This is a genomic window from Clostridium fungisolvens (genome assembly GCF_014193895.1).
Taxonomy (GTDB): domain Bacteria; phylum Bacillota; class Clostridia; order Clostridiales; family Clostridiaceae; genus Clostridium_AR; species Clostridium_AR fungisolvens.
This window is the reverse complement of sequence record NZ_BLZR01000001.1, coordinates 1448590-1470158: the sequence shown is the minus strand read 5'-3', so window position 1 is coordinate 1470158 and position 21569 is coordinate 1448590. Positions and strand designations below refer to the sequence as shown.

The 21569-nt window shown below is 30.4% G+C and carries 17 protein-coding genes; 5 read left to right on the top strand and 12 right to left on the bottom strand.

Annotation, left to right across the window (positions count from 1 at the left end; translation table 11 throughout):
• Positions 1 to 4: 4 nt before the first annotated feature.
• From bsdtw1_RS05975 to bsdtw1_RS05960, 4 genes are all read right to left on the bottom strand, one after another.
• A complete protein-coding gene (locus bsdtw1_RS05975; RefSeq protein ID WP_183276690.1) occupies positions 5 to 1276 on the bottom strand; it encodes a PTS galactitol transporter subunit IIC in 1272 nt (423 codons plus the stop codon).
• Between the two features lie 83 nt (positions 1277 to 1359).
• Positions 1360 to 1638: a PTS sugar transporter subunit IIB gene (locus bsdtw1_RS05970; protein ID WP_183276689.1), complete on the bottom strand. Its 279-nt coding sequence runs from the start codon at positions 1636 to 1638 to the stop codon at positions 1360 to 1362.
• Between the two features lie 36 nt (positions 1639 to 1674).
• Positions 1675 to 2139, bottom strand: coding sequence for a PTS sugar transporter subunit IIA (locus bsdtw1_RS05965; protein WP_183276688.1), 465 nt, complete (start codon positions 2137 to 2139; stop codon positions 1675 to 1677).
• 75 nt (positions 2140 to 2214) lie between these two features.
• Positions 2215 to 5148, bottom strand: coding sequence for a sigma 54-interacting transcriptional regulator (locus bsdtw1_RS05960; protein ID WP_183276687.1), 2934 nt, complete (start codon positions 5146 to 5148; stop codon positions 2215 to 2217).
• A gap of 482 nt (positions 5149 to 5630) precedes the next feature.
• On the opposite strand from bsdtw1_RS05960, the gene adhE reads away from it, so the two are divergent.
• Positions 5631 to 8237, top strand: a complete 2607-nt coding sequence (adhE, locus tag bsdtw1_RS05955; protein WP_183276686.1) for a bifunctional acetaldehyde-CoA/alcohol dehydrogenase — start codon at positions 5631 to 5633, stop codon at positions 8235 to 8237.
• 296 nt (positions 8238 to 8533) lie between these two features.
• Here the strand turns inward: adhE and bsdtw1_RS05950 are convergent, their stop codons facing one another.
• The 6 genes from bsdtw1_RS05950 to bsdtw1_RS05925 form a co-directional block, all read right to left on the bottom strand.
• Positions 8534 to 9313 (bottom strand): serine hydrolase, encoded by a 780-nt coding sequence (locus tag bsdtw1_RS05950; RefSeq protein WP_183276685.1) that lies wholly within the window; start codon positions 9311 to 9313, stop codon positions 8534 to 8536.
• A 144-nt stretch (positions 9314 to 9457) separates the two neighbouring features.
• On the bottom strand, positions 9458 to 10555 hold the full coding sequence (locus bsdtw1_RS05945; protein WP_183276684.1) for a 6-phosphofructokinase: 1098 nt from the start codon (positions 10553 to 10555) through the stop codon (positions 9458 to 9460).
• A gap of 153 nt (positions 10556 to 10708) precedes the next feature.
• Positions 10709 to 11155: a hypothetical protein gene (locus bsdtw1_RS05940; RefSeq protein ID WP_183276683.1), complete on the bottom strand. Its 447-nt coding sequence runs from the start codon at positions 11153 to 11155 to the stop codon at positions 10709 to 10711.
• 134 nt (positions 11156 to 11289) lie between these two features.
• Complete coding sequence (locus bsdtw1_RS05935; protein WP_183276682.1) at positions 11290 to 12132, bottom strand: undecaprenyl-diphosphate phosphatase; 843 nt, start codon at positions 12130 to 12132, stop codon at positions 11290 to 11292.
• Between the two features lie 224 nt (positions 12133 to 12356).
• The gene (gene manA, locus bsdtw1_RS05930; RefSeq protein WP_183276681.1) at positions 12357 to 13334 is read right to left on the bottom strand and encodes a mannose-6-phosphate isomerase, class I; all 978 of its coding nucleotides are present in this window, start codon (positions 13332 to 13334) and stop codon (positions 12357 to 12359) included.
• 124 nt (positions 13335 to 13458) lie between these two features.
• Positions 13459 to 15312 (bottom strand): tetratricopeptide repeat protein, encoded by a 1854-nt coding sequence (locus tag bsdtw1_RS05925; protein ID WP_183276680.1) that lies wholly within the window; start codon positions 15310 to 15312, stop codon positions 13459 to 13461.
• A 169-nt stretch (positions 15313 to 15481) separates the two neighbouring features.
• On the opposite strand from bsdtw1_RS05925, the gene bsdtw1_RS05920 reads away from it, so the two are divergent.
• Genes bsdtw1_RS05920 through bsdtw1_RS05910 form a run of 3 tightly spaced genes read left to right on the top strand, consistent with a single transcriptional unit; the run spans position 15482 to position 18478 of the window.
• Complete coding sequence (locus tag bsdtw1_RS05920) at positions 15482 to 16348, top strand: hypothetical protein (protein WP_183276679.1); 867 nt, start codon at positions 15482 to 15484, stop codon at positions 16346 to 16348.
• A 43-nt stretch (positions 16349 to 16391) separates the two neighbouring features.
• A complete protein-coding gene (locus bsdtw1_RS05915; protein WP_244638215.1) occupies positions 16392 to 17738 on the top strand; it encodes a Mur ligase family protein in 1347 nt (448 codons plus the stop codon).
• Positions 17739 to 17749: 11 nt separating this feature from the next.
• Positions 17750 to 18478 (top strand): type 1 glutamine amidotransferase, encoded by a 729-nt coding sequence (locus bsdtw1_RS05910; protein WP_183276678.1) that lies wholly within the window; start codon positions 17750 to 17752, stop codon positions 18476 to 18478.
• Between the two features lie 52 nt (positions 18479 to 18530).
• Here the strand turns inward: bsdtw1_RS05910 and bsdtw1_RS05905 are convergent, their stop codons facing one another.
• Positions 18531 to 19322, bottom strand: coding sequence for a polysaccharide deacetylase family protein (locus tag bsdtw1_RS05905; protein WP_183276677.1), 792 nt, complete (start codon positions 19320 to 19322; stop codon positions 18531 to 18533).
• A 294-nt stretch (positions 19323 to 19616) separates the two neighbouring features.
• Between bsdtw1_RS05905 and bsdtw1_RS05900 the strand changes: the two genes are divergently transcribed.
• On the top strand, positions 19617 to 20585 hold the full coding sequence (locus bsdtw1_RS05900; RefSeq protein ID WP_183276676.1) for a YbgA family protein: 969 nt from the start codon (positions 19617 to 19619) through the stop codon (positions 20583 to 20585).
• A 90-nt stretch (positions 20586 to 20675) separates the two neighbouring features.
• Here the strand turns inward: bsdtw1_RS05900 and bsdtw1_RS05895 are convergent, their stop codons facing one another.
• Positions 20676 to 21296: an NUDIX hydrolase gene (locus bsdtw1_RS05895; protein WP_183276675.1), complete on the bottom strand. Its 621-nt coding sequence runs from the start codon at positions 21294 to 21296 to the stop codon at positions 20676 to 20678.
• Between the last annotated feature and the right edge of the window lie 273 nt (positions 21297 to 21569).

The window sequence follows — 21569 nt, the reverse complement described above, 5'->3', positions numbered from 1 at the left end:
ATTTTTAGAATAAAGCTTTAGCTAATTCAGCAAATTTTAATATTAACCAGTTAAATAAGTTACCACCCATATCTAAGCTTGAAATTTGAGTTGCACCATTTGGCATATGGAAGTTTGCATTTGCCATCATTGATGTATGAACATCAGCAAAGTTTGTAGCCATAAATAATGATATAGCTATTAATATAGTTCCAGTGATTACAGAGTGAACGATATTTCCTTTTCTAAATCCAACTATAAATGCCATGTAGAAAGGTATAGTTGCTAAATCTCCGAAAGGTAATACTTTGTTTCCTGGTAATATTACTGCTAAGAATAATGTAATTGGAACTAGAATTAATGCTGTTGCCATAACTGATGGATGTCCAACTGATACAGCTGCATCTATACCAATATATAATTCTCTTCCTGCATATTTTGTTTGAAGCATCTTTTTAACTGCTTCTGATATAGGAATTAAACCTTCCATTAATATCTTTACCATTCTTGGCATTAAAAGCATTACACCGGCCATTGATATACCTGTTTTAAATATAGTTCCAGGATCTTGTCCAGCAAGTGCTCCAAGTACACATCCTAGTATTAAACCCATCATCATAGGTTCTCCAAATATACCAAATCTTTTTTGAATTGATTGAGGATCTGCGTGTAATTTACTAATTCCAGGTATTCTCTCAACTACATTTCCTATTAAATATCCTAAAGGTGCAAAAGCTGCGGTTGATCCAGTTGGAAGTGATATACCATCAAGGTCGTAGAAGTTTTTAACCATAGGAGCAGTTTTGTCTGCTACAATTAAAACAATGATTTCATATAATACTGCACAAAGTATTGCAAACCACCAGCTGCCAGTTACTATATATCCAGTAGCTCCTGCTGCAACAAAGTGCCAATAATTCCAGATATCAATATCAAGAGTGTTTGTAAGTTTGAAGAATATCATTATTAGGTTAACTATCAAACATATTGGGATTAATATAGCTGCTACTGGTGAAGCCCAAGCTGCTGCTGCTGCTGCTGGCCATCCAGCGTCTATTACAGTTAGATTCAAACCAAATCTTGCAACCATAGCTTGTGCTACAGGACCTAATGTACCTGTTAAAAGACCTGCCACTAGATTTATACCTACAAAACCAATACCAATTATTATTCCAGATTTAAATGCTTTTTTGAAACCAGTTCCAAATATTAATCCGATTATTAAGATTGCGATTGGCAATATTGCCGTTGGTCCAATTCCTAAGATGTACTGAACAATTCCCATAAGTTTATCCATTATACATACCCCCATAAATTAGATTTTATTTTTATTTAAACTGTCTTTTTACTTTTTATATAAAAAGACAGATTTAAAGCATTTTACTTTAAAAGATCCAATATTTGTCGATCAAGCTTTTCTGTACCAATTCCAGTTATATATGCTGTTGCTTTAATAGCTGGTATCTTATAAGTTGTTGGTAAGATTGTAGTTGAAACTATTAAATCTGCCTGGTCTTGTAACGATACTACTTCAGCTATCTTACATTGAGTTATTTCTGCATCTATACCATTGTCTTTAACTAAATTTTCCACTCTGTCACAAACCACCGTTGAAGTTGCAATACCTGCACCGCAAGCCACTAATATACGTTTTTTCATATTTATTTCCTCCTAAAATTTTATTTTATAAATTTTCTAACAACAAATATCATCTAACAAATCCATTACTTCATTTTCATTCTTCGCTGATATAATTTCCCTTATCACATCCTCCTTTTGAATTAATGTCATTAACTCTTTTAATGCTTCCAATTGACTATGTGGTTTATTTAATCCCAACATGAAAATCAAACTTACCTCTGTCTCCATCGTCTCATCATCCATTTGTTTAAATCTAATTGGTTTTTCTGGAACAACTACTGATATAAACTGATTATTAACATACTCTGCTTCAGTATGAGGAATGGCTACACTGTAATTAGATAATTTTATTCCAGTTGGGAAAACTTCTTCTCTAGACAATAACCCTTGCAAGAAATCTTCCTTTACATATCCATACTTATAAGCTTCCTGGTGCATAATTTGAAACAATTCATTTCTACTTTTACATGGTAAATTTAGTTTTATTAATTCTTTCTTAATATAATTGCTTATCTCCATTTAAATTCTCCTTTCCAATTCCAGTCACAATATTATATAGCAATCCCCATGCCAAGTTTTTGGCACATTTTGCTCTTATGAAAACATTTTCTTTATATCTGTATTCGATTTCTTTAAACACAGCTCTTTTAAAAGGTTTTCATCTCTTATCATCGAAAATAATTTTTTAATCTCTTCTCTATTATTTTCTTTAAGTGCCAACATAAAAACTAAATCTACCATTACATCATTATCCCATTGTATTGGATTTTTTAGTTTAGCTATGGAAATTATGGGTTTTACAACATTCTCAGGCAATCCATGTGGTATTGCTACTTTGTTATTAAATATTCCACTTCCCATTGCTTCTCTTTTGTAAACACTTAATGCAAATTTCTCATTTACATAACCATTATCTTCAAGTTCTTGGGACATTTTATCTAAAACATCTTCTTTTGATAATGCATCCATTTCAAGATATATTAACTCTTCTTTTATAAGATCTTCTAATCTCCCTTTTTTAACTTCTTCCTCTTTATCAACCTCAATAAATATATCCATCAACTTCTCTAATCTTGTTATACCTTGTCCATTGATTAGACTTTCATATGATATGAATGGTACTTTTCCTAGCTTAGGATTAATAGTTCCACAAACAGCTAAAATTTCATATTCTAATGAAATTTTACTTATTTCCTCTTCCACATCATGTTTGTCAATAAACCCTATAGGAAATATTTCTACCCCTAAGTCCTTTCTTTTTAAATGATTTTGTAAAAACTTTTTGATATTTAATGCATTTCCATGTCCAGTGAGGCAAACAGTTACCAATGCCTTTTTCCTGCTCTTTAAAAAATTAGCATTTGAGGCTTCGTCCTTAAATGTTCCATTATACATTTTAGATTGGTTTAATTCTTCAACAATATTTTCTAAACTTGCACCTTCTATTGAGGCTTTTCTTACTGCTTCTAAAGCTAGAAGTGTATCTACTCTTCCAATAGTTTTTGTTTTAATTTCAGTAACTTTTTCAACTGCGGATGCGAATCCCCCTAAAGACCCCATATCTACAAGTAATAGACATCCTCTTCCTTCATCAACCTGTTTTACAACCCTTATAGTTCTTTCCAGTGCCTCTTCTGGTGATTCATCTAGTTCTATTTCAATTCCAATGGCATCATCTACTCCAAGCAATTTATTTGCAACTTCAGCCATTCCCTCTGCAACATGACCATGAGTAATTATTATCACTTTTACCTTTGGTTCTAAAATTAGTTCATCAGAGCAGAATTTCTTTATATAAAGAGCTATATACCCCGATTCATCTTCTGGTATTTTTAGTTTTGTAGCCTTCTCAATCATTCTTCTTATTTTTTCAGCTATTTCAAATTCTTGAGTTAGTTTATCTCTATTTTTGTGTATATTAGATTTAATAATTTTCTTACCAGTAAGAATTCTTTCAATAGTAAAATTAATGTGTATGGCTAATGCAATAAAGAAGCTTTTATTAATTACCTTGTATTTCCCTCTAACTAATTCCAGTATTCCTTCTGTAATATCTATAACTTCTGGCATAACAATAGTTTTAAGCTCATTGATGTTCAATAACTTGGCTATATCTTTGTGATCCATAATCTTTCCAAGTTTATCTTCAACTTTTCTATGAAGAATATCATCAATTTCTTCAACCTTCAATCCTTGCTTCTCAAGTTTTTGGAACTCATTTTCTATATATTGATATATCTCATTTTCATTTACATATTCATTTATTTGATTCTTATAGTTCTCCATATTCTTTATGTCTATATACATGTCATCTGTGACTAAGTTCATTAATGTCTTATTAATAGCCCCTCCTTTTAGGAATGGACTTTTAATAAAGTTACTCAAATCCTCCATATCTATTAATACTTCATCAGTATTTTGTGACATATATTTTACATAGCTTTTTGCACATATTACTTGAATATCACTTTTTAATTGCCCGATGTTACCTTGACAGTTATATAGCATTAAACTCATTAACACATCTTTAGAAACTAAAAGGTTTTTATTTATTCTATTTGCCTCTCTTATTAAAAACATAATTATTATTTCTAGTCTCTCTGAAAGAGGTCTATCATTTAATTTAGGCAATTCAATCAGCATTGGAATTCTTCTTCTAAAGGTTAGTAGCAAGTTAGATTCTGGATTTTCTGTAGTAGCTCCTAGTATCAAAACGTTTACGTTTCTTTCGGTATTTGTTTCTCCAAGCCTTCTATATTTACCTTTATCTATAAGATAAAATAATATCTCTTGCCCTTCAGGCGGGAGTCTGTGTATTTCATCTAAAAATAATATGCCGCCATTGGCTTTATCAACTAGCCCCTCCCTATCCACATTAGCTCCAGTATAGGCTCCTTTTACTACACCAAATAATTGAGATATAAGTAAATTAGCATTCTCAGCATAATCTGCACAGTTAAATATCACTAAAGGTGCATCTTTAGGCTTTACCTTGCTATGTATGGCAAATTCATACATACATTCTGCAAGTTCACTTTTCCCTACCCCTGTGCCGCCATAAATAAGTGTGTGAAGTCCGTGAGGAGGGTATAGTATTGCAGCCTTAGCTAAATCAATCTTGTTTTTAAGACTTCCATTAACACCTATTAATTTATTGAAGCAACCATCTCTTCTATTAGTTTGTTTTTCAATAAACTCACCAGCATTTATTATCTCTTTTTCGTTTTGCACCAATTCTTCAACATGATCTTTCATAACTCTAGATATTATATTTCTAGAAATTTCATACCCTCTTTCAATCATTAATTCAGTTAATTTTCTCTCAGATACATTAGGATGTATTTTTAAAATTTCTTTTAAATCCTTCAATAAAATATCTTTTCTTCTATCCCTTGAATCTGGAATATTTTGTTTATTTCTTTCAGTAAGAATTTTTGCTCTTGGCATAGATAGCATTTCACTAAGTTCTTGATCAGTATATGGATTCTTTTTATCCTCAGTTTTAATGATCTCAATCAATTTATCCATAAATTACTCCTCCCAATATTTCTATATAAAGAATAGTAAATTTTATCACACCTCATCTCTAGTTTTGATTTTAAAAATATGTAATATAATTTTATCAACAAACCGGCACATTTAGTTATTATTTTAGTTCAATCTTGGTTTAATAAATTTGGAATAATAAGAAACTAATTATGCAATGAACAATTTATGCCATATTATAATTTAAGCAATAACTGTGCCAATACATTATAATCCAACATATAGTTAATTGTTTGACAATGTTTTTTCTGTAAACTCAACTTATTTCATCCACTTTTATTTTGAATTGGTGTTTTTTCTATTTTTTAATTATATTTTCAGTGATTATCACTAAATATTCCGATATCAATAAAATATTTTTCTTGAATTTTCTAAAAATTTTACTTGCCTTATAAAAAACTTTGTTATATTATTAACATAATAATTAAACTTTTAACAAACTTTTTTGAAAGAGGGGATCTATAATGAAGGTTGTAAACAATGAAGATCTATTAAAAAAACTCGACGAGGTAAGAAAAGCACAAAAAGTATTTGCCACTTACTCCCAAGAAAAAGTAGACGAGATATTTAGAAGTGCAGCTATCGCTGCAAACAATGCAAGAATTAAATTAGCCAAAATGGCTGTTAATGAAAGCGGAATGGGAATCCTTGAAGATAAAGTAATGAAAAATCATTTCGCCGCTGAATATATTTACAACAAATACAAAGACGAAAAGACTTGTGGCGTTATTGAGTACGATGAAGCTGCTGGTTTTAAAAGAATTGCCGCACCAATTGGAGTAATAGCTGCTGTCATCCCAACTACAAACCCTACTTCTACTGCAATTTTTAAAGCTTTAATTGCTTTAAAAACTAGAAATGGAATAATATTTTCTCCACATCCTAGAGCAAAAAATGCCAATATTGAAGCTGCACGAATTGTTTTAGATGCAGCTATTAAAGCTGGTGCTCCAGAAGGTATAATCGGCTGGATAGATGAACCTAGTATCGAACTTTCCCAAACCATAATGAGAGAAGCAGATATGATATTAGCTACTGGTGGTCCTGCTATGGTAAAGGCTGCTTATTCATCAGGAAAACCTGCTATAGGTGTTGGAGCCGGTAACACTCCTGCAATTATAGATGAAAGTGCTCATATAAAAATGGCAGTCAGTTCAATTCTTTTATCTAAATCCTTTGATAACGGTGTTATATGTGCTTCGGAACAATCTGTTTTAGTTCTTGATTCAATATATGATAAGGTAAAAACCGAATTTGAAGATCGCGGTGGTTACGTCTTAAAAACCTCAGAAGCTGAAAAGTTAAGAAAAATACTTTTAGTTAATGGCAATATAAATCCTAATATAGTGGGACAATCAGCTATAAAAATAGCTGAACTTGCAGATATCAAGGTTCCTGAGAATACAAGAGTTCTAGTTGCAGAAACAGAAATAGTGGATTTCTCTGAACCTTTTGCACACGAGAAGCTTTCACCTGTTCTTGCCTTATACAAAGTAAAAACTTTTGATGAAGCAGTTGAAAAAGCAGAATTCCTTATTGAACAAGGAGGCCTTGGACATACCTCAATACTATATATTGATACTTTAACACAGAAAGAAAAAGTTGATAGATTTACTACCGCTATGAAGACAGTAAGAACATTAATAAATGTACCAGCTACTCATGGAGCTATGGGAGATGTGTTTAACTTTAGATTAACTCCATCATTAACCTTAGGTTGTGGTCCTTGGGGTGGGAATTCTGTGTCAGACAATATAGGCCCTAAGCATCTGCTTAATATAAAGAACGTAGCTGAAAGGAGAGAAAACATGCTTTGGTTTAAGGTTCCTCAAAAAATATATTTTAAATACGGTTCTTTACCTTTTGCAATAAGAGAGCTTAAGGATATGAATAAGAAAAAAGCATTTATCGTTACTGATAAAGTACTAAATGACCTTGGATACACAGATAAAGTTACCTCTGTTCTTTCAGAAATCGGAATAGACTATAAGGTATTTACTGAAGTAGAACCTGACCCTACCCTTTCTACCGCAATAAAGGGCTCAAAAGAAATGTTAAATTATGAACCTGATGTAGTAATTGCCCTTGGCGGTGGTTCTCCAATGGATGCCGCAAAGATAATGAGAGTTTTATACGAACATCCTGAGATAAAATTTGAAGATGTTGCTATGAGATTTATGGATATAAGAAAAAGAATATGCCCTTTCCCTAAGTTAGGAACAAAAGCAATGATGGTGGCTATAGCAACTTCAGCTGGTACAGGCTCTGAGGTTACTCCATTTGCCGTTATTACTGATGAGAAATCTGGTATAAAATATCCTCTTGCTGATTATGAACTAACTCCTGATATGGCAATAATAGATGCAGAGCTTATGATGAATATGCCTAGAGGTCTAACTGCAGCTTCAGGAATAGATGCATTAACTCATGCTATCGAAGCTTATACCTCTATCCAAGCATCAGAATATACAAACGGACTAGCTTTAGAAGCAATTAGATTAATATTCAAGTACCTACCAGCTGCGTACAATGAAGGCACAACAAATATAAAAGCCAGAGAGAAGATGGCTCATGCTTCCACAATGGCTGGTATGGCTTTTGCTAATGCATTCTTAGGAGTTTGTCATTCAATGGCTCATAAACTTGGAGCAGAACATCACATACCTCACGGTATAGCAAATGCTTTACTAATTAATGAAGTAATAAAATTCAACGCTGTTGATAATCCTAAAAAACAGGCTGGCTTCCCTCAATATAAATATCCAAATATAAAAAGCAGATATGCTAATATAGCGGATCATGTAAAGCTTGGCGGAAATACTGAAAATGAAAAACTACAATTATTAATTGATGCAATAGACGATTTAAAATTAAAGATTAATATTCCAATGTCAATTAAAGAGACTGGAGTATCAGAAGGATCCTTCTACAGAACTTTAGATGATATGTGTGAACAAGCCTTCGATGATCAATGCACTGGTGCAAATCCAAGATATCCACTAATAAGTGAAATTAAAGAGATGTATATAAATGCATTTGAAGGTGTTGAAGATACTAAAATCTCAAAATAATTTATACTATTCATAAAAACTTGGTGCTGTTAAAGCCCCTTGTTGAAATTAAGTGGTCATCCATCAGATGCTTTAATGAGCTTACGCATATTTAAAATTTCCAACTACAATATTATAGATGTACCACTTCATAATAAAACTTATATTTTCAGATTGAAATGGTACATCTTTATTCACAATAAAAAATCAGTAAATCAACAGTTATAAGTTGATCTACTGATTTTTCTGTTTTATATACTTATATTTTTGCAAAATTATAACTCCTAGAAACCTAGGAGTTATCAAGAGCTTGAGGCTCAATGCCAATTATTCATTAAATTATCCCACATCATCTTACCACATTTAGCAAGAGTTATTGTTCCGTAAACACTGTTTGGAATATCCATAGACAATACTGAGAATGCAAAACTACCTTTGCTTAATTCTATAAGCTCAGTATCATTTTCAACACCACTCTTATCTCCAGTTTTACTTGAGATATCATATTTCAAATCTTCTGGAATATAAAGCGCTAATTTATTTTTTATTTGCTGTCTTCTCAAGATATCTACAAGCATTGTGCTATTTTCTTTATTTAAGTAAGTAGCTTTGTAAAGATGTTTCCATAAAAGACATAAGTCATATGCACTAGTCATATTTTCAACATCAGAATGTTTGTGTCTCTCATCAGTAGTTTTTCTATTTAATTCCGTATTCTTCAAGTTCATCTCTTTTAAAATTTCATTTATTCTGTCCATTCCAATGATATCAATTATCTTATTTGCTGCAGTATTATCGCTTTGTATCAACATTGCAACTAAAAGTTCAAACACAGTATAGTCTCTATCATTAAATTCATGAATAATTCCAGTACCATAAACTTTATCTTGCTTTTCTATCTTTATTTTATCCAAAAAGTTAAGTTTCTCAAGCTCAACTTCTTTAATTAAAGCTATAGCAATTGGAAGCTTCATACATCCTGCTGCTGTCATTTTAACGTTTTCATTGTACCCATAAGTATAACCACTCACCAAATCCTCGAAGAAAAATCCATATGTTCCGATCCTTGTCTCTAAATATTTTTTTATCTCCTTCATAATACCCTCCAGCTTTCTATGTTTGATGTCTATACTAATTATAGCATATTTTCAGAATATTTAGAAGTATTTTATAAATATTCTTATTATTTCTATTTTAAGCTTTATAAAAGCACTAATTCATATGAATTAGTGCTTTTGATATTAATCTCCAAAGGAAATTCCTATTTTTTTAGCAACAGTTACTAGTTCTCCGTCTGGATTTACATCCTTAGTCTTTCCAATAACATTCTCTAAGCTTTCATAAGAAATAGTATCACCTTTTAAGCAAACCATATTTCCGAACTTTCCTTCATTAATCAATTCAACAGCAGCTGCACCATATCTAGTTGATAATATTCTATCGTAAGTAGAAGTATTTCCACCTCTTTGTATATGACCAAGAACAGTACTTCTTACTTCATGATTTTTTATTAAATTCTCTAAGTCTATTGCTAATTTATTTGCAATTCCACCAAGTCTTATTGGATCTGGTGAATCAGCAACTACTTTAGAAACAACTACTTCACCATTTAATGGTTTAGCACCTTCTGCTACTACGATTATTGAGAATGGTTTACCTTCAGCTTCTCTTTGTCTTATTTTATCTACTATTTTATTAATATCATATGGAATCTCAGGTATCAATATAACATCAGCAGAACCAGCAATTCCTGATTCTAAAGCTATCCAACCTGCATTTCTTCCCATTACTTCTAAAAGCATTATTCTATGATGTGATTCAGCAGTAGTATGCAATCTATCAAGAGCTTCAGTTGCAATTTCTATTGCAGTGTTAAACCCGAAAGTTACATCTGTAGCTTCTAAATCATTATCAATTGTTTTTGGAACACCTATAACATTAACACCTTTTCTTGCAAAATCTCTTGCAGATGTAAGAGTTCCATCACCACCGATTACTACTAATGTATCTATGCCTTCTTTTTTTAAGTTTTCAACTCCAACATCAGACACATCTTTTTTCACAATCTTTCCATCTTCTTCAACTTGATAATCAAATAGATTATCTTTGTTTGAACTATATAAAATAGTACCTCCTCTGTGAAGAATTCCAGATACTGACTCAAGTGTTAGAGGAACTATATCATTGTTATAAAGACCTCTATATCCAAACTTGTAACCATAAACCTCATAACCATACTGTAATATAGCAGTTCTAGTAACTGCCCTTATCACTGCGTTTAGCCCTGGGCAATCTCCTCCACCAGTTAATAATGCGATTTTTTTTACTTTTTCTGCCATCTCATATCCCCCTCTACCCGAATGTTCATTCTTTTATATATTTTTGTGTAAATGTGTACATTAATTTCTATTTAATGATATCACATTAAAATCTTTGTGAAAAGTATATTTTTTTAATATTAAAAATTTTATAAAATATTCTCAAAATTTAATTTATTTCATGCTCAATTCTTTATATACTTCCTCATATTTTTGTATACCTTCTGTATTCTCTGTATTGCTCATATTTCCATGCATCTGTAAATAGAAGCCTTTATCATCAATTAAATTCATATCTGTAAGCTTTTTCAAACTATCTATTGAAAATAGAGCTTCCCACTCTTCTTTTCCTATACATTCTTTGTATTCCTCATATTCATCCTCTGTTAGTACTGTCTCATATTCACCATCATAATAAAATATGAGTTCATCATTCATTTCTTTAAAATTTTCAATCTTTGCCCAAACTGGTTCATCTAAAGTGTTTCCTTTAATTATAACAATAAGTTGATTTTTAATTAAAAGCAATTTACTTAGCTGCACCCATGATACATCTAAATCATTCTTACTCCATTTTTTCCTATCAAGTATAACTTTAATTCTTTCTGCTGCTGTAGACATATCCTCACTCCATTCTTTTTATGTTATTATTCTCTTTATTATGTCTATTAATTCAAATATTAATTAGAAAGAATGAAAAAAAATTGAGTACATATCAATTTTTCTTATGTACTCAACTTTTATGTTATATGTTCTTATTTTATTATTTTTGCTAATATTAAAGCTATTAATATAAGTCCTGCAAATAATCTATAAACTGCAAAAACTCTCATTGGCTTCTTCTTTAAGAAAGCTATAAATCCATCAACTACAATTAATGCAACTATAAATGCCACTACAAAACCTGCCACTAATGCAACTACCTCAGATGAATTAAGGGTTGAATAATTAAACTTTACTAACTTAAGAGTAGATGCTCCCATCATTATAGGAATTGCTAAAAAGAACGAAAATTCTGCAGCAACTGCAGTATTTAAACCAGAAATCCATCCTCCAATTATTGTAGATGCACTTCTTGACATTCCTGGCCACATTGCTAAACATTGAAAAAGACCTACTTGTATAGCTTGACCATAACTAATTTCATCAATATCCTTAACAGATCTTGCTCTTTTAGCTTTCTTTCTAAAGCTATTTTCAGCTACTATTAAGAAAATACCCCCAACTATAAAGCCTATCGCAACAGTTTTAGAGCTGAATAAATATTTATCTATCATATCGTTAAATAATACACCTAATACTAAAGCAGGAATTGTACCAACAATTATTACTAACCAGAACTTAATTCCTTTTTTCTCAAACTTGAAAAAGGATTTTATCATCGTCCATATCTTATTCCAATATAAAACTACTATAGCTAGTATTGCGCCTAATTGTATTACTATTTCAAACATATTAGTAAATTCTGTTCCCCTAAAGCCAATTAAATCACCAACTATTATCATATGCCCAGTAGATGAAACTGGAATGAATTCAGTTATTCCTTCTACTATACCAATTATTATCGCCTTTAAAATAAATATAAAATCTAACGCCATATGCTCACTCTCTTTCACTTGTTATTTGACATACCACTTAATTATAAAATTTGGCAGTTATTTTGTCCATTAAAAATTAATTAAATTTAGTTTACATTATTGTGAACTCTCATCTTTTATAAATAAAAGATTCCAAGATTAATGAAGATATAAGACCAAAACTTGAAGTTTAAGCCCTATCACTTCTTTACTCCTGGAATCGATAAATATAAACCTTAGTATTTTTATTTTTTAACTATTTCTAGTATTTCAGCCTCTACTTTTGCAACATCTGGTACAAAGCTCTTTAATAGTGAAATACTTCCCGAAATTTCATACTCTCCAAGATTTGCTGGAATAAATACGCTATCACCTTTTTTAACAGAAACTTCACCAGCTGAGTATTTAATAGTACCTTTACCTTCTACACAAGTAAATATGTAGAATCTTTCAGCATCGCTTAATTCTTTAACTGCTTTCTCAACATCATATTTTATTATAGTAAAATAATCGCAAAGAGCTAAGTAAGTCTTAGAAAATCCATCTAAGTCTACTTTTAATCCGTTACTGTTTTCACCCTTTAAGCTGAAGTCAATAACCTCTAAAGCTTTTTCTACATGAATTTCTCTTCCTCTATTATAATCATAAACTCTATAAGTTGTATCACTATTTTGTTGTATTTCAGCTATTACTACGCCTTCTCCAATAGCATGAACTAATCCGCTTTTAACAAAGAAAAAGTCACCTTTCTTAACTTCAATCTTATTTAAATATTCATCAAAGTTTCCAGTGTTAATTGCATTAACAAATTGTTCTTTTGTACAATTTTTAGTTCCTACAACTAAATTGGCTCCTTCGAAAGCTTCAAGTACATACCAGCATTCAGTCTTTCCTAAATCCCCTTCTACTCTTAAACCATATTCATCATCTGGATGAACTTGCACAGAAAGTTTATCCTTCGCATTTATAAGTTTAACTAAAAGAGGAAATCTATTCTTATCGATTTTAGTACCAACTAATTCGCTTCCTAATCTTCCAATAAGTTCCTTAAACGAAGTTCCTTTATATTCACCATTGGAAACTACACCTGTTCCATTTGGATGACATGCTACATCCCAGCTTTCACCTATTTCTCCTTCTGGAAGATTATCTCTAAAAAGTTCGAAATCTCTTCCTCCCCATATCTTATCATAATAGATATTGTCAAAAATAATTGGATACATAATGTATTCCTCCTTTGTAGTACTTAATAAATTAATGATATAATATAATATTTCAAAGTTCTAGTTTTGTATATACAAGTTTCGAAACAAAGATTTCCTTGTCCTGCTACGACTGCATATTAGCTTAATAAAACAATGTAAAGTCTGGAACCTTTATACTAGAGCCATCTTCCTTATTATACGCATCATAAACTTTCTTCGCTTTCTCATAATTTTCAGTAATTGTTTTTTTAGTATATTCATCAGTTGACTGCAATATTCCAGTATAAGCAGCCTTCAAATTAACCATACCTCTTTCAAGATCTCCGTTTATAGAAATATAGAAACATCCAGCATTGTTTAAAGTAAGAATGTCATTTTTATCTGCCGCATATGCAAATCTTATCTCTTTTATAGCATCTGAATTCTTATTATCTCCTAAATATATAGTGCCAAGGGTTCTATGATATTTTGGTTCAGATTCGTTTAATGCAATTGATTTTTTTAGTAATTCTACACAATCATCCTTTTTATCTTGTTTAAGCTTGATAATAGCCATATTATAAACTATTTCACTATCATTAGGTTTGATTAATGATGCTTTATAGAAGAACTCGTATGCTTTATTTAAGTCTTGTTCTGTATACCAATAGTAATTAGCAATATTTAAAAGTATGTTGTAATTATATGGTTCTTTTAGTAACGCAGTTCTAAAGAATGGTTCAGCCTCTTTATTTTTATTCATTTTCTTTAGAATTTCTGGCATTAAGAATCCATAATTATCAGGGTAATCCTTATTCTTAAGTATGCTGTTGTTACAGTATTCTAGAGCCTTTTTATAATCCCCTTTATCTAGATAGTACCACGCAGCTGTGTGATAAACTCTGTAGTCTTCTTTGTTACTTTCAATAACTTTATCAAGAAGCTCATCAGCTTCCTTAGTTTTATTTGTATTTTGAAGAGCTGAAGCTCTTATTAGTTTAACTACTATTTTACCAGTATCCTTGTCCTTCAATGAATCTAAATACTTTATAGAATCATCTGCGGTCTCATTAGTCATAGAATATACCTTAGCTAGCCACATATTGTATGCTACATTATCATTATTTTTTTCTTTTAATGCTAGTAGCTTTTCTAGTAATGCATCTCTATTATATGATGAAATCTGCGCAAGAACATCATACACCTTGTATTCATCTTTATCTAGATTCCAAGCCTTTTCAAGATATTTAAATCCATCATCCCATTTATCAACAAGGATTTTCATTCTTGAATAGTCAGCCATATCATAAGCAGACTTTTCATCTACTGGATAAGTATCAACTAAAGCATTTGCTTTATCAACCTTATTGTTCGACATGTAGGTGGAAAACATAGTTTTTATTAAAGGCTTATAATCTTTATATTTTGATAACGCTAGTTCGCCTTGTTTTAAAGCCTCATCAAAATCTTTGTTCATAAAATCAGTAAAAACTATGTAATTAAGAAGATATTCATCTTTTTCTTTAAAGTCTTTCTTTTTTTCGCCATTCTTTTCTATGTACTTGGTTCTTTTATCTAACGAGTTTTTAAGTAACTCTCTTGATTTTTCAACATTTCCTTCAACCGAATAAATCTCAGCTATCTTTACATCCCAAAGAGGCCAAGTTTCCTTTTCATTAAGTTTGTTATATTCTTCTATTGCTTTATCATATTCATTTTTATAAAAATACTGTTCTGCTTTATTTGTAGCTATTTTTACCGTTTGATCTTGGGCTTGTCTATAAAAATAATATGTAGTTGGTACAGCGATAACCACTACAGCTGCTATTATTATTGCTGCTATCTTAACTTTTCTATCTTTAAAATTTAAATTCTTTAAATCTATTTTTCTTATACTTGATAACATTGGAACTAATTTATTTTTATAAAACTTTTTAATAAAACTTAAGTCTAACTTTCTTAAACCAGCTAAAACGTTGTCAAAAATATTTTTTAGGGATTCAGTAAACTTACTCATAATTCCTCCAAATTTTAAATTCTCTTCTTATTCTAGCAAAAACACTAAAAAAAATCTACTTTCATCATTTATTTAAATTGAATAAACTCAATTAGCACTTATATATATTGGTGCAAAATTGATATTGTGATATACTATATTTTAGTTTATAGGGTAGGTTGTGATTAAAATGCACTTTTCCAGAAAAAGATTTGTTGATTTAATATTACTATTCTTACTTTTTGCTGTTATTGGAATCATAGTATACTTCTATGTACCAAATATAAGCTTAACACTGAATAGTATTTTGTTTAATAGTACTGCTAATAAAATTGAATATAAAAAAGATAAAAATGGCGAAGAGGTTAGTGAAATATATTTAACTCCGGTTCCAATGACAAAAAACCTTCAACTTGTGTCTACGCTTTTATCAACTAGCGATCTGACTTTTGGATATTTAGATAAGTCTGATGATGTAGATATGGATTTCTTAAGAAAATTCGTAAATGATAAAGACATAAACTTGATTTTTGCAAAGGATACTCAGTTTGATACCTTCTCTAAGCTTGGAGTTAATCTTTGTTCATCTAAATCATATTTTCAAGCAAATTATCAGGGTAAAAGAATTAACTTTATCTATATCGACGTTGACAATGAGTCCACTGATAATTTTAATAAGATGATGAATGCAGTTGAAGACTTGAAAAAAAATAATTTACCTGTTGTAATTTATGTTGATTCTTCAAAGCCATTGAATGATGAATATATAAAGGTTCTTTCAAAAACTGGAGCAAACTTAGTCCTAACAAGCAGCTATGACAAATATAAATTTAAACTTATAAACAAGACTGTCTTTGTCAATAATTGTAATAATACAGAAATCAACTATATCCCTCAATTTTCTTTTATATTTTATAAGAACTATTCAGTATCTATAGGTATAAAACTTATAATAACTGACTACGAGAAAAAAGATTCTGTAATAAAAGATTTAAATGATAGATCTTATAACATTCCATTTAAGATTAGTGAAAAATTCAACTATATTGATTACTAATCATTTCATAAGTATATAATTAATTATAAAGGTGGTGTCTTAAATTAAAATTAAATCTTTAATTAGTATAATAGCAGCAAAAATAACATTATTCTTTTCAAAGAAATTATTTAAAGGTGGCAGTAATTTTCCTGGCAAGATAGCTTTAAAATTTGATAGTTCCATACTCAAGACTATAACAAATAATTATAAAATCATCATGATCACTGGAACTAACGGGAAGACAACTACCACTAGTATGATCTACAACATTATAAAAGAAGCTGGATATGACGTAATAACAAATAGTACAGGTGCAAATATGTTACCTGGAATTACTTCATGTTTTATAGATAACTATAAATTTGGCAGTTCAAAGGAACGATATGCAGTAATTGAAGTTGACGAAGCTAATCTAAAATTTATAACCAAACATTTAACTCCTTGGTCTATAACAATAACTAATTTATTTAGAGATCAGCTAGATCGTTATGGAGAAGTGTACACTACACTCTCAAAAATAATGGAAGGTGTCACTCTTGTTCCAAATACAAAACTAATATTAAATGGTGACGAGTCACTACTCGGAGATTTAAAAGTTCCAAACCCTATAACTTATTTTGGTTTTGGTTTATCCCCTACCAACGAAAAAGTTATAGATATTAATTCAGATGCAAAATTCTGCAAGTTTTGTAAAACAAACTATGAATACAATTTTGTATCCTATAATCATCTTGGAGATTTTTATTGCCCAAGCTGTGGCTATAAGAGACCAGAATTGAAATACACCCTTACAAGTGTACTTGATATAACATCAGACAACTCTTTAGTTGAATTTAATAATCACGAGTTCAATGTAACACAATCTGGAGTGTATAATATTTACAATGCTCTTTGTGCATACGCAATAACAAAAGAACTTGGAATTGATGATAAAACAATAAATACTTCCTTAAACAAACAAGAATCCAGTTTTGGACGCCAAGAAGTTATTAATGTTGATGGTAAGGAAGTTAAGATAATTTTAGTTAAAAACCCAGCAGGTTACAATCAAGCTATTGACACCCTTTGTCTTAGCAAAGATAGTCTATCAGTAGCATTTTTCTTAAATGATAATTATGCGGATGGTAGAGACGTATCTTGGATATGGGATGTAAATTTCGAAAAACTTGCAGCATTAGATTTAAAGGATATTCTTATATCAGGTGAAAGAATGTATGATATGGCAGTTAGACTAAAAACAGCTGGTATTCCAACTGACAGATTTAAAATTAGTGCTGAGTTCTCAAACATAACTGAATATATCAAAGATTGTAGTGGTGAAAAGATATATATTCTTGCAACCTATACAGCTATGATAAATTATAGAAAATATCTGCATTCTAAAGGTTATATAAAAAAATTATGGTAAGAGGTGATACTATGGAATTAAATATATGCCATTTATATCCTGATCTATTAAACGTCTATGGAGATATGGGAAACATACTTATACTTAAGCATAGAGCAGAAAGTAGAGGTATTAAAACTAACATCATTAATGTTTCTATTAATGACCCATTCGAAGAAGATAAATATGATATTGTGTTTTTTGGTGGTGGTCAAGATTATGAACAATCTATAGTATCTGATGACCTTATTAATACAAAAAAAGATGCTATCCAAAAGTATATAGAGAGTGGAAAAGTTTTTATTGCTATTTGTGGTGGATACCAGCTATTAGGAAAGTATTACACTACCCCTGAGGGCGAAAAACTTGAAGGGTTAGGAATTCTAGATATATATACGGAACCTGGAAACACAAGATTTATAGGTAATACTGCAATTTTCAATGAAGAGTTTGGTGAAACCTATGTTGGTTTTGAAAACCATTCTGGACGTACTTATATAAACAATCACAAACCTTTAGGTAAATGCCTACATGGTTATGGTAATAACGGCGAAGACGGTAACGAAGGTTGTATTTATAAAAATACTTATGGCTCATACTTTCATGGTTCTCTATTATCGAAGAATCCTGAATTTGCCGATAGAATGATAAAAACAGCCTTAGATATAAGATATGGTGAAATTGCCTTAGACGCCTTAGATGATTCTTTAGAATACAATGCAAAAAATGCAATTCTAAGCAGATTAAATAAAAATAGTTAAGACATAAACTAGATAAATTTATACAAAATAAAAAATAATCAGTGAAAACTGATTATTTTTTATTTATAACTCTTACTTTCTTTAGATATTCATATTCTTGAGATGTCATTTCACTTAACAATTTAAATCTATAACCTTTCCCTTTATAAAAGTCAATTATTTCTGGTAACGCATCGATAGTTGAACTTTTATAATCTGCATCATGCATAAGAACCACTGCAACTCTATAAATGTCACCTTGCTTTTTTATATTATCAACAAGTTGCTCCTTTTTTATATTTGATCCTACTGCATCTCCTATGCTAACATTCCAATCTATATAATCAATATTACTTTTTTCCAACCTGCTTTTTATATTCTTTAATGTACCTTGGCTGCAATATGTATTAAGTGATCCACCTGGCATTCTTACAAAAAACCTTTTATTTTTAAATATTAGTCCTTTAGTACTATTTATGTATTTATTGAAATCTTCAAAATAGCTATCTTCACTTTTATAAAGAGAGTTATAATGATGATCGTAACAATGTGGATATATATCCATGCCATTTTCATATAAACCTTCAACAACTTCAACAGTATCATTCTTTATATTTTCACCAACCATAAAGAAACTTGCCTTAACATTTTTTTGCTTAAGTATACTTAAAATTCTCTTACTGCTTAAACGTCCTGGTCCGTCATCAAAGGTTAAAAAAACAACTTTTTTATCATCGTGATTCATATAACACTCATCACTATCACAATTAATTATTTTATTATTCAATGGAACAGCCAATACTGTTTTACAAAATACAATAACAAAAAGTAATACTGTTATCAAACTCTTCTTTGTAATGTTCACCCCTGATTCCCCATATTTATTACCTCCTTTATAAGAATTAATATCTAAATTCTACTCTTTATATCTGAAATTAGTTTATCCGCCATTCAATATAATATTTCAGTTAAATTTTGCTACTTTATCTTGATATATAGATACTCAAGTTCTACTCTACAAAATTTAGTTACTAATTTATTTTTAATACCACCTATATAATCAATCATGTTTATCGCCACAATTCTCCTAAAATCATTCGTATATATTTATACTTAAAGATTAAAATATACTGTAGATAAATTAAATGGAGGCAAATATATGTTTAAATGGTCAAAACCTAGAATAGTTGTAAGCAAATGTCTTGGTACCACTCCCTGTAGATATAACGGCGAAGCATCTACCTTTGATTTATATATAAGACTTCAACCATTTATAGATTTCAAAGAGGTATGTCCTGAAAGCGCCATAGGACTTCCAACCCCTAGAGAGGTAATACGATTAATTAGTAGTAATGGTGATATTAAACTAATTGAATATTCCACACAAAAGGAATATACAGAGGATATGATAAAATTCTCTGAAAGCTTTATCAATGACCTTAATGGAGTAGATGGCTTTCTTTTAAAAAGCCGTTCACCATCATGTGGTACTAGAGATGTTAAAATATATAACGGCACCGAAAAAGGAGCATCCAGTTCAAAAGGAAAGGGGATATTTGGAGGACTTATACAGAATAAATTTAATTACCTCCCTATTGAAGAAGATGGTAGATTAAAGAATTTCTCAATTCGTAATCACTTTCTCTCTAGTATATTTACCCTAGCAGAATTTTCAGAGGTGAAAGCTCATAAAGATTTATCATCATTGGTAAAATATCATAGCAGGCATAAGCTTCTTTTCATGTCCTATAATCAAACTGAACTAAAAAAACTTGGTAGAATAGTTGCAAACCACGATTTATTAAATATAGATGAGCTGATTGATTCCTATAATATTGGGTTATTAAAACTTCTCTCAAAAACTCCAAGGTATACATCAAATATAAATGTATTAATGCATGCATTAGGATATTTTAGCGAGTATCTAAATTCTAAAGAAAAAGAATTTATGCTTTCAATCATAGACAAATATAGATTAGGAAAAATACCTTTAAGCGTTCCTATTAATGTAGTGAAATCACACGCTATAAGATTCAGTAATCAATACCTTTTAGACCAGAGCTTTCTAGAACCCTATCCTGAGGAATTAATCGATATTTCAGACTCTGGAAAAGGTATTAGTAGGTAGAAATTTGTTTAAGCATACAAGACTCGCAAGACTGAAATTTTAATCAGCTTTGCGAGTTTTATAATTGTTTTTAATGGACTAACTGGGGTATTACTCTTGAGCTTTATCTGCTCTGATAAAGTCTACAAATTCTTTTATTATTCTTGCTGTAAATCCCCAAATGACATAATCCTCATATTTGTAAAAATACTGTTCCATCTTTCCTTTAGCAAAATTATAGTTTTTCCCTCCATTTATTAAATGATAAGGAAAGTCTTCACTTATTTTAGGCACTACTGCAATTTCATGCCTTAAAGGCTCATTTTCTAGAAAAAACTTTATAGGAACTTTAAATATATGATCAACTTCATCAGTACTAGGATTCTTCGGAAATACCTTAAGTTGTGCAACAAAAGGATAAATAATAGCTCCATAGGGAGAAATAAAAAAGTCCATCGGTCCAAAGTAATCTATGTCCTCTTCTTTTATGTTTAATTCTTCTATAGTTTCTCTAATTGCGGTTTCCCTTCTATCCTCTCCTGGCTCCACCCTTCCTCCTGGAAAACATATATCACCAGGTTGACTTCTGAGTGTAAGAGCTCTTTTTTCAAATATAAAAAACATTTCATTATTTTCCTCATACATAGGTATAAGAACTGAGCTTTCTTTATAAGTTCCTAAGGGTTTTTCCTTATGTGTAGAAAATAGTTGTTTAAGGTTATGAAAACTCATAAAACCCCCTCCTATCTGCCATAAATGTAACTTTATCTTAATTGTTATTATAAACTATTAATGTTATACTTGAAATGTTATAAAAAAATATTACAAGGGTTATATTTTCTAACTTAGTTTATACATGTACAAAAATATTATTGACACCAATTTACATAATAGTTACTTAGAACTTTGCACCTTATGGCCAATACTTAAAGGTATAAAGACTTTGCTGAGCAGCTAATTTTAAATAAGGTTTCAAATGTTTTCGCGCATATATAAACTATCAGT

What these genes read in the sequence shown, in the direction of transcription:
- bsdtw1_RS05975 (WP_183276690.1), bottom strand. Translation starts at nt 1,276, where the DNA reads ATGGATAAACTTATGGGAATTGTTCAGTACATCTTAGGAATTGGACCA.
- bsdtw1_RS05970 (WP_183276689.1), bottom strand. Translation starts at nt 1,638, where the DNA reads ATGAAAAAACGTATATTAGTGGCTTGCGGTGCAGGTATTGCAACTTCA.
- bsdtw1_RS05965 (WP_183276688.1), bottom strand. Translation starts at nt 2,139, where the DNA reads ATGGAGATAAGCAATTATATTAAGAAAGAATTAATAAAACTAAATTTA.
- bsdtw1_RS05960 (WP_183276687.1), bottom strand. Translation starts at nt 5,148, where the DNA reads ATGGATAAATTGATTGAGATCATTAAAACTGAGGATAAAAAGAATCCA.
- adhE (WP_183276686.1), top strand. Translation starts at nt 5,631, where the DNA reads ATGAAGGTTGTAAACAATGAAGATCTATTAAAAAAACTCGACGAGGTA.
- bsdtw1_RS05950 (WP_183276685.1), bottom strand. Translation starts at nt 9,313, where the DNA reads ATGAAGGAGATAAAAAAATATTTAGAGACAAGGATCGGAACATATGGA.
- bsdtw1_RS05945 (WP_183276684.1), bottom strand. Translation starts at nt 10,555, where the DNA reads ATGGCAGAAAAAGTAAAAAAAATCGCATTATTAACTGGTGGAGGAGAT.
- bsdtw1_RS05940 (WP_183276683.1), bottom strand. Translation starts at nt 11,155, where the DNA reads ATGTCTACAGCAGCAGAAAGAATTAAAGTTATACTTGATAGGAAAAAA.
- bsdtw1_RS05935 (WP_183276682.1), bottom strand. Translation starts at nt 12,132, where the DNA reads ATGGCGTTAGATTTTATATTTATTTTAAAGGCGATAATAATTGGTATA.
- manA (WP_183276681.1), bottom strand. Translation starts at nt 13,334, where the DNA reads ATGTATCCAATTATTTTTGACAATATCTATTATGATAAGATATGGGGA.
- bsdtw1_RS05925 (WP_183276680.1), bottom strand. Translation starts at nt 15,312, where the DNA reads ATGAGTAAGTTTACTGAATCCCTAAAAAATATTTTTGACAACGTTTTA.
- bsdtw1_RS05920 (WP_183276679.1), top strand. Translation starts at nt 15,482, where the DNA reads ATGCACTTTTCCAGAAAAAGATTTGTTGATTTAATATTACTATTCTTA.
- bsdtw1_RS05910 (WP_183276678.1), top strand. Translation starts at nt 17,750, where the DNA reads ATGGAATTAAATATATGCCATTTATATCCTGATCTATTAAACGTCTAT.
- bsdtw1_RS05900 (WP_183276676.1), top strand. Translation starts at nt 19,617, where the DNA reads ATGTTTAAATGGTCAAAACCTAGAATAGTTGTAAGCAAATGTCTTGGT.
- bsdtw1_RS05895 (WP_183276675.1), bottom strand. Translation starts at nt 21,296, where the DNA reads ATGAGTTTTCATAACCTTAAACAACTATTTTCTACACATAAGGAAAAA.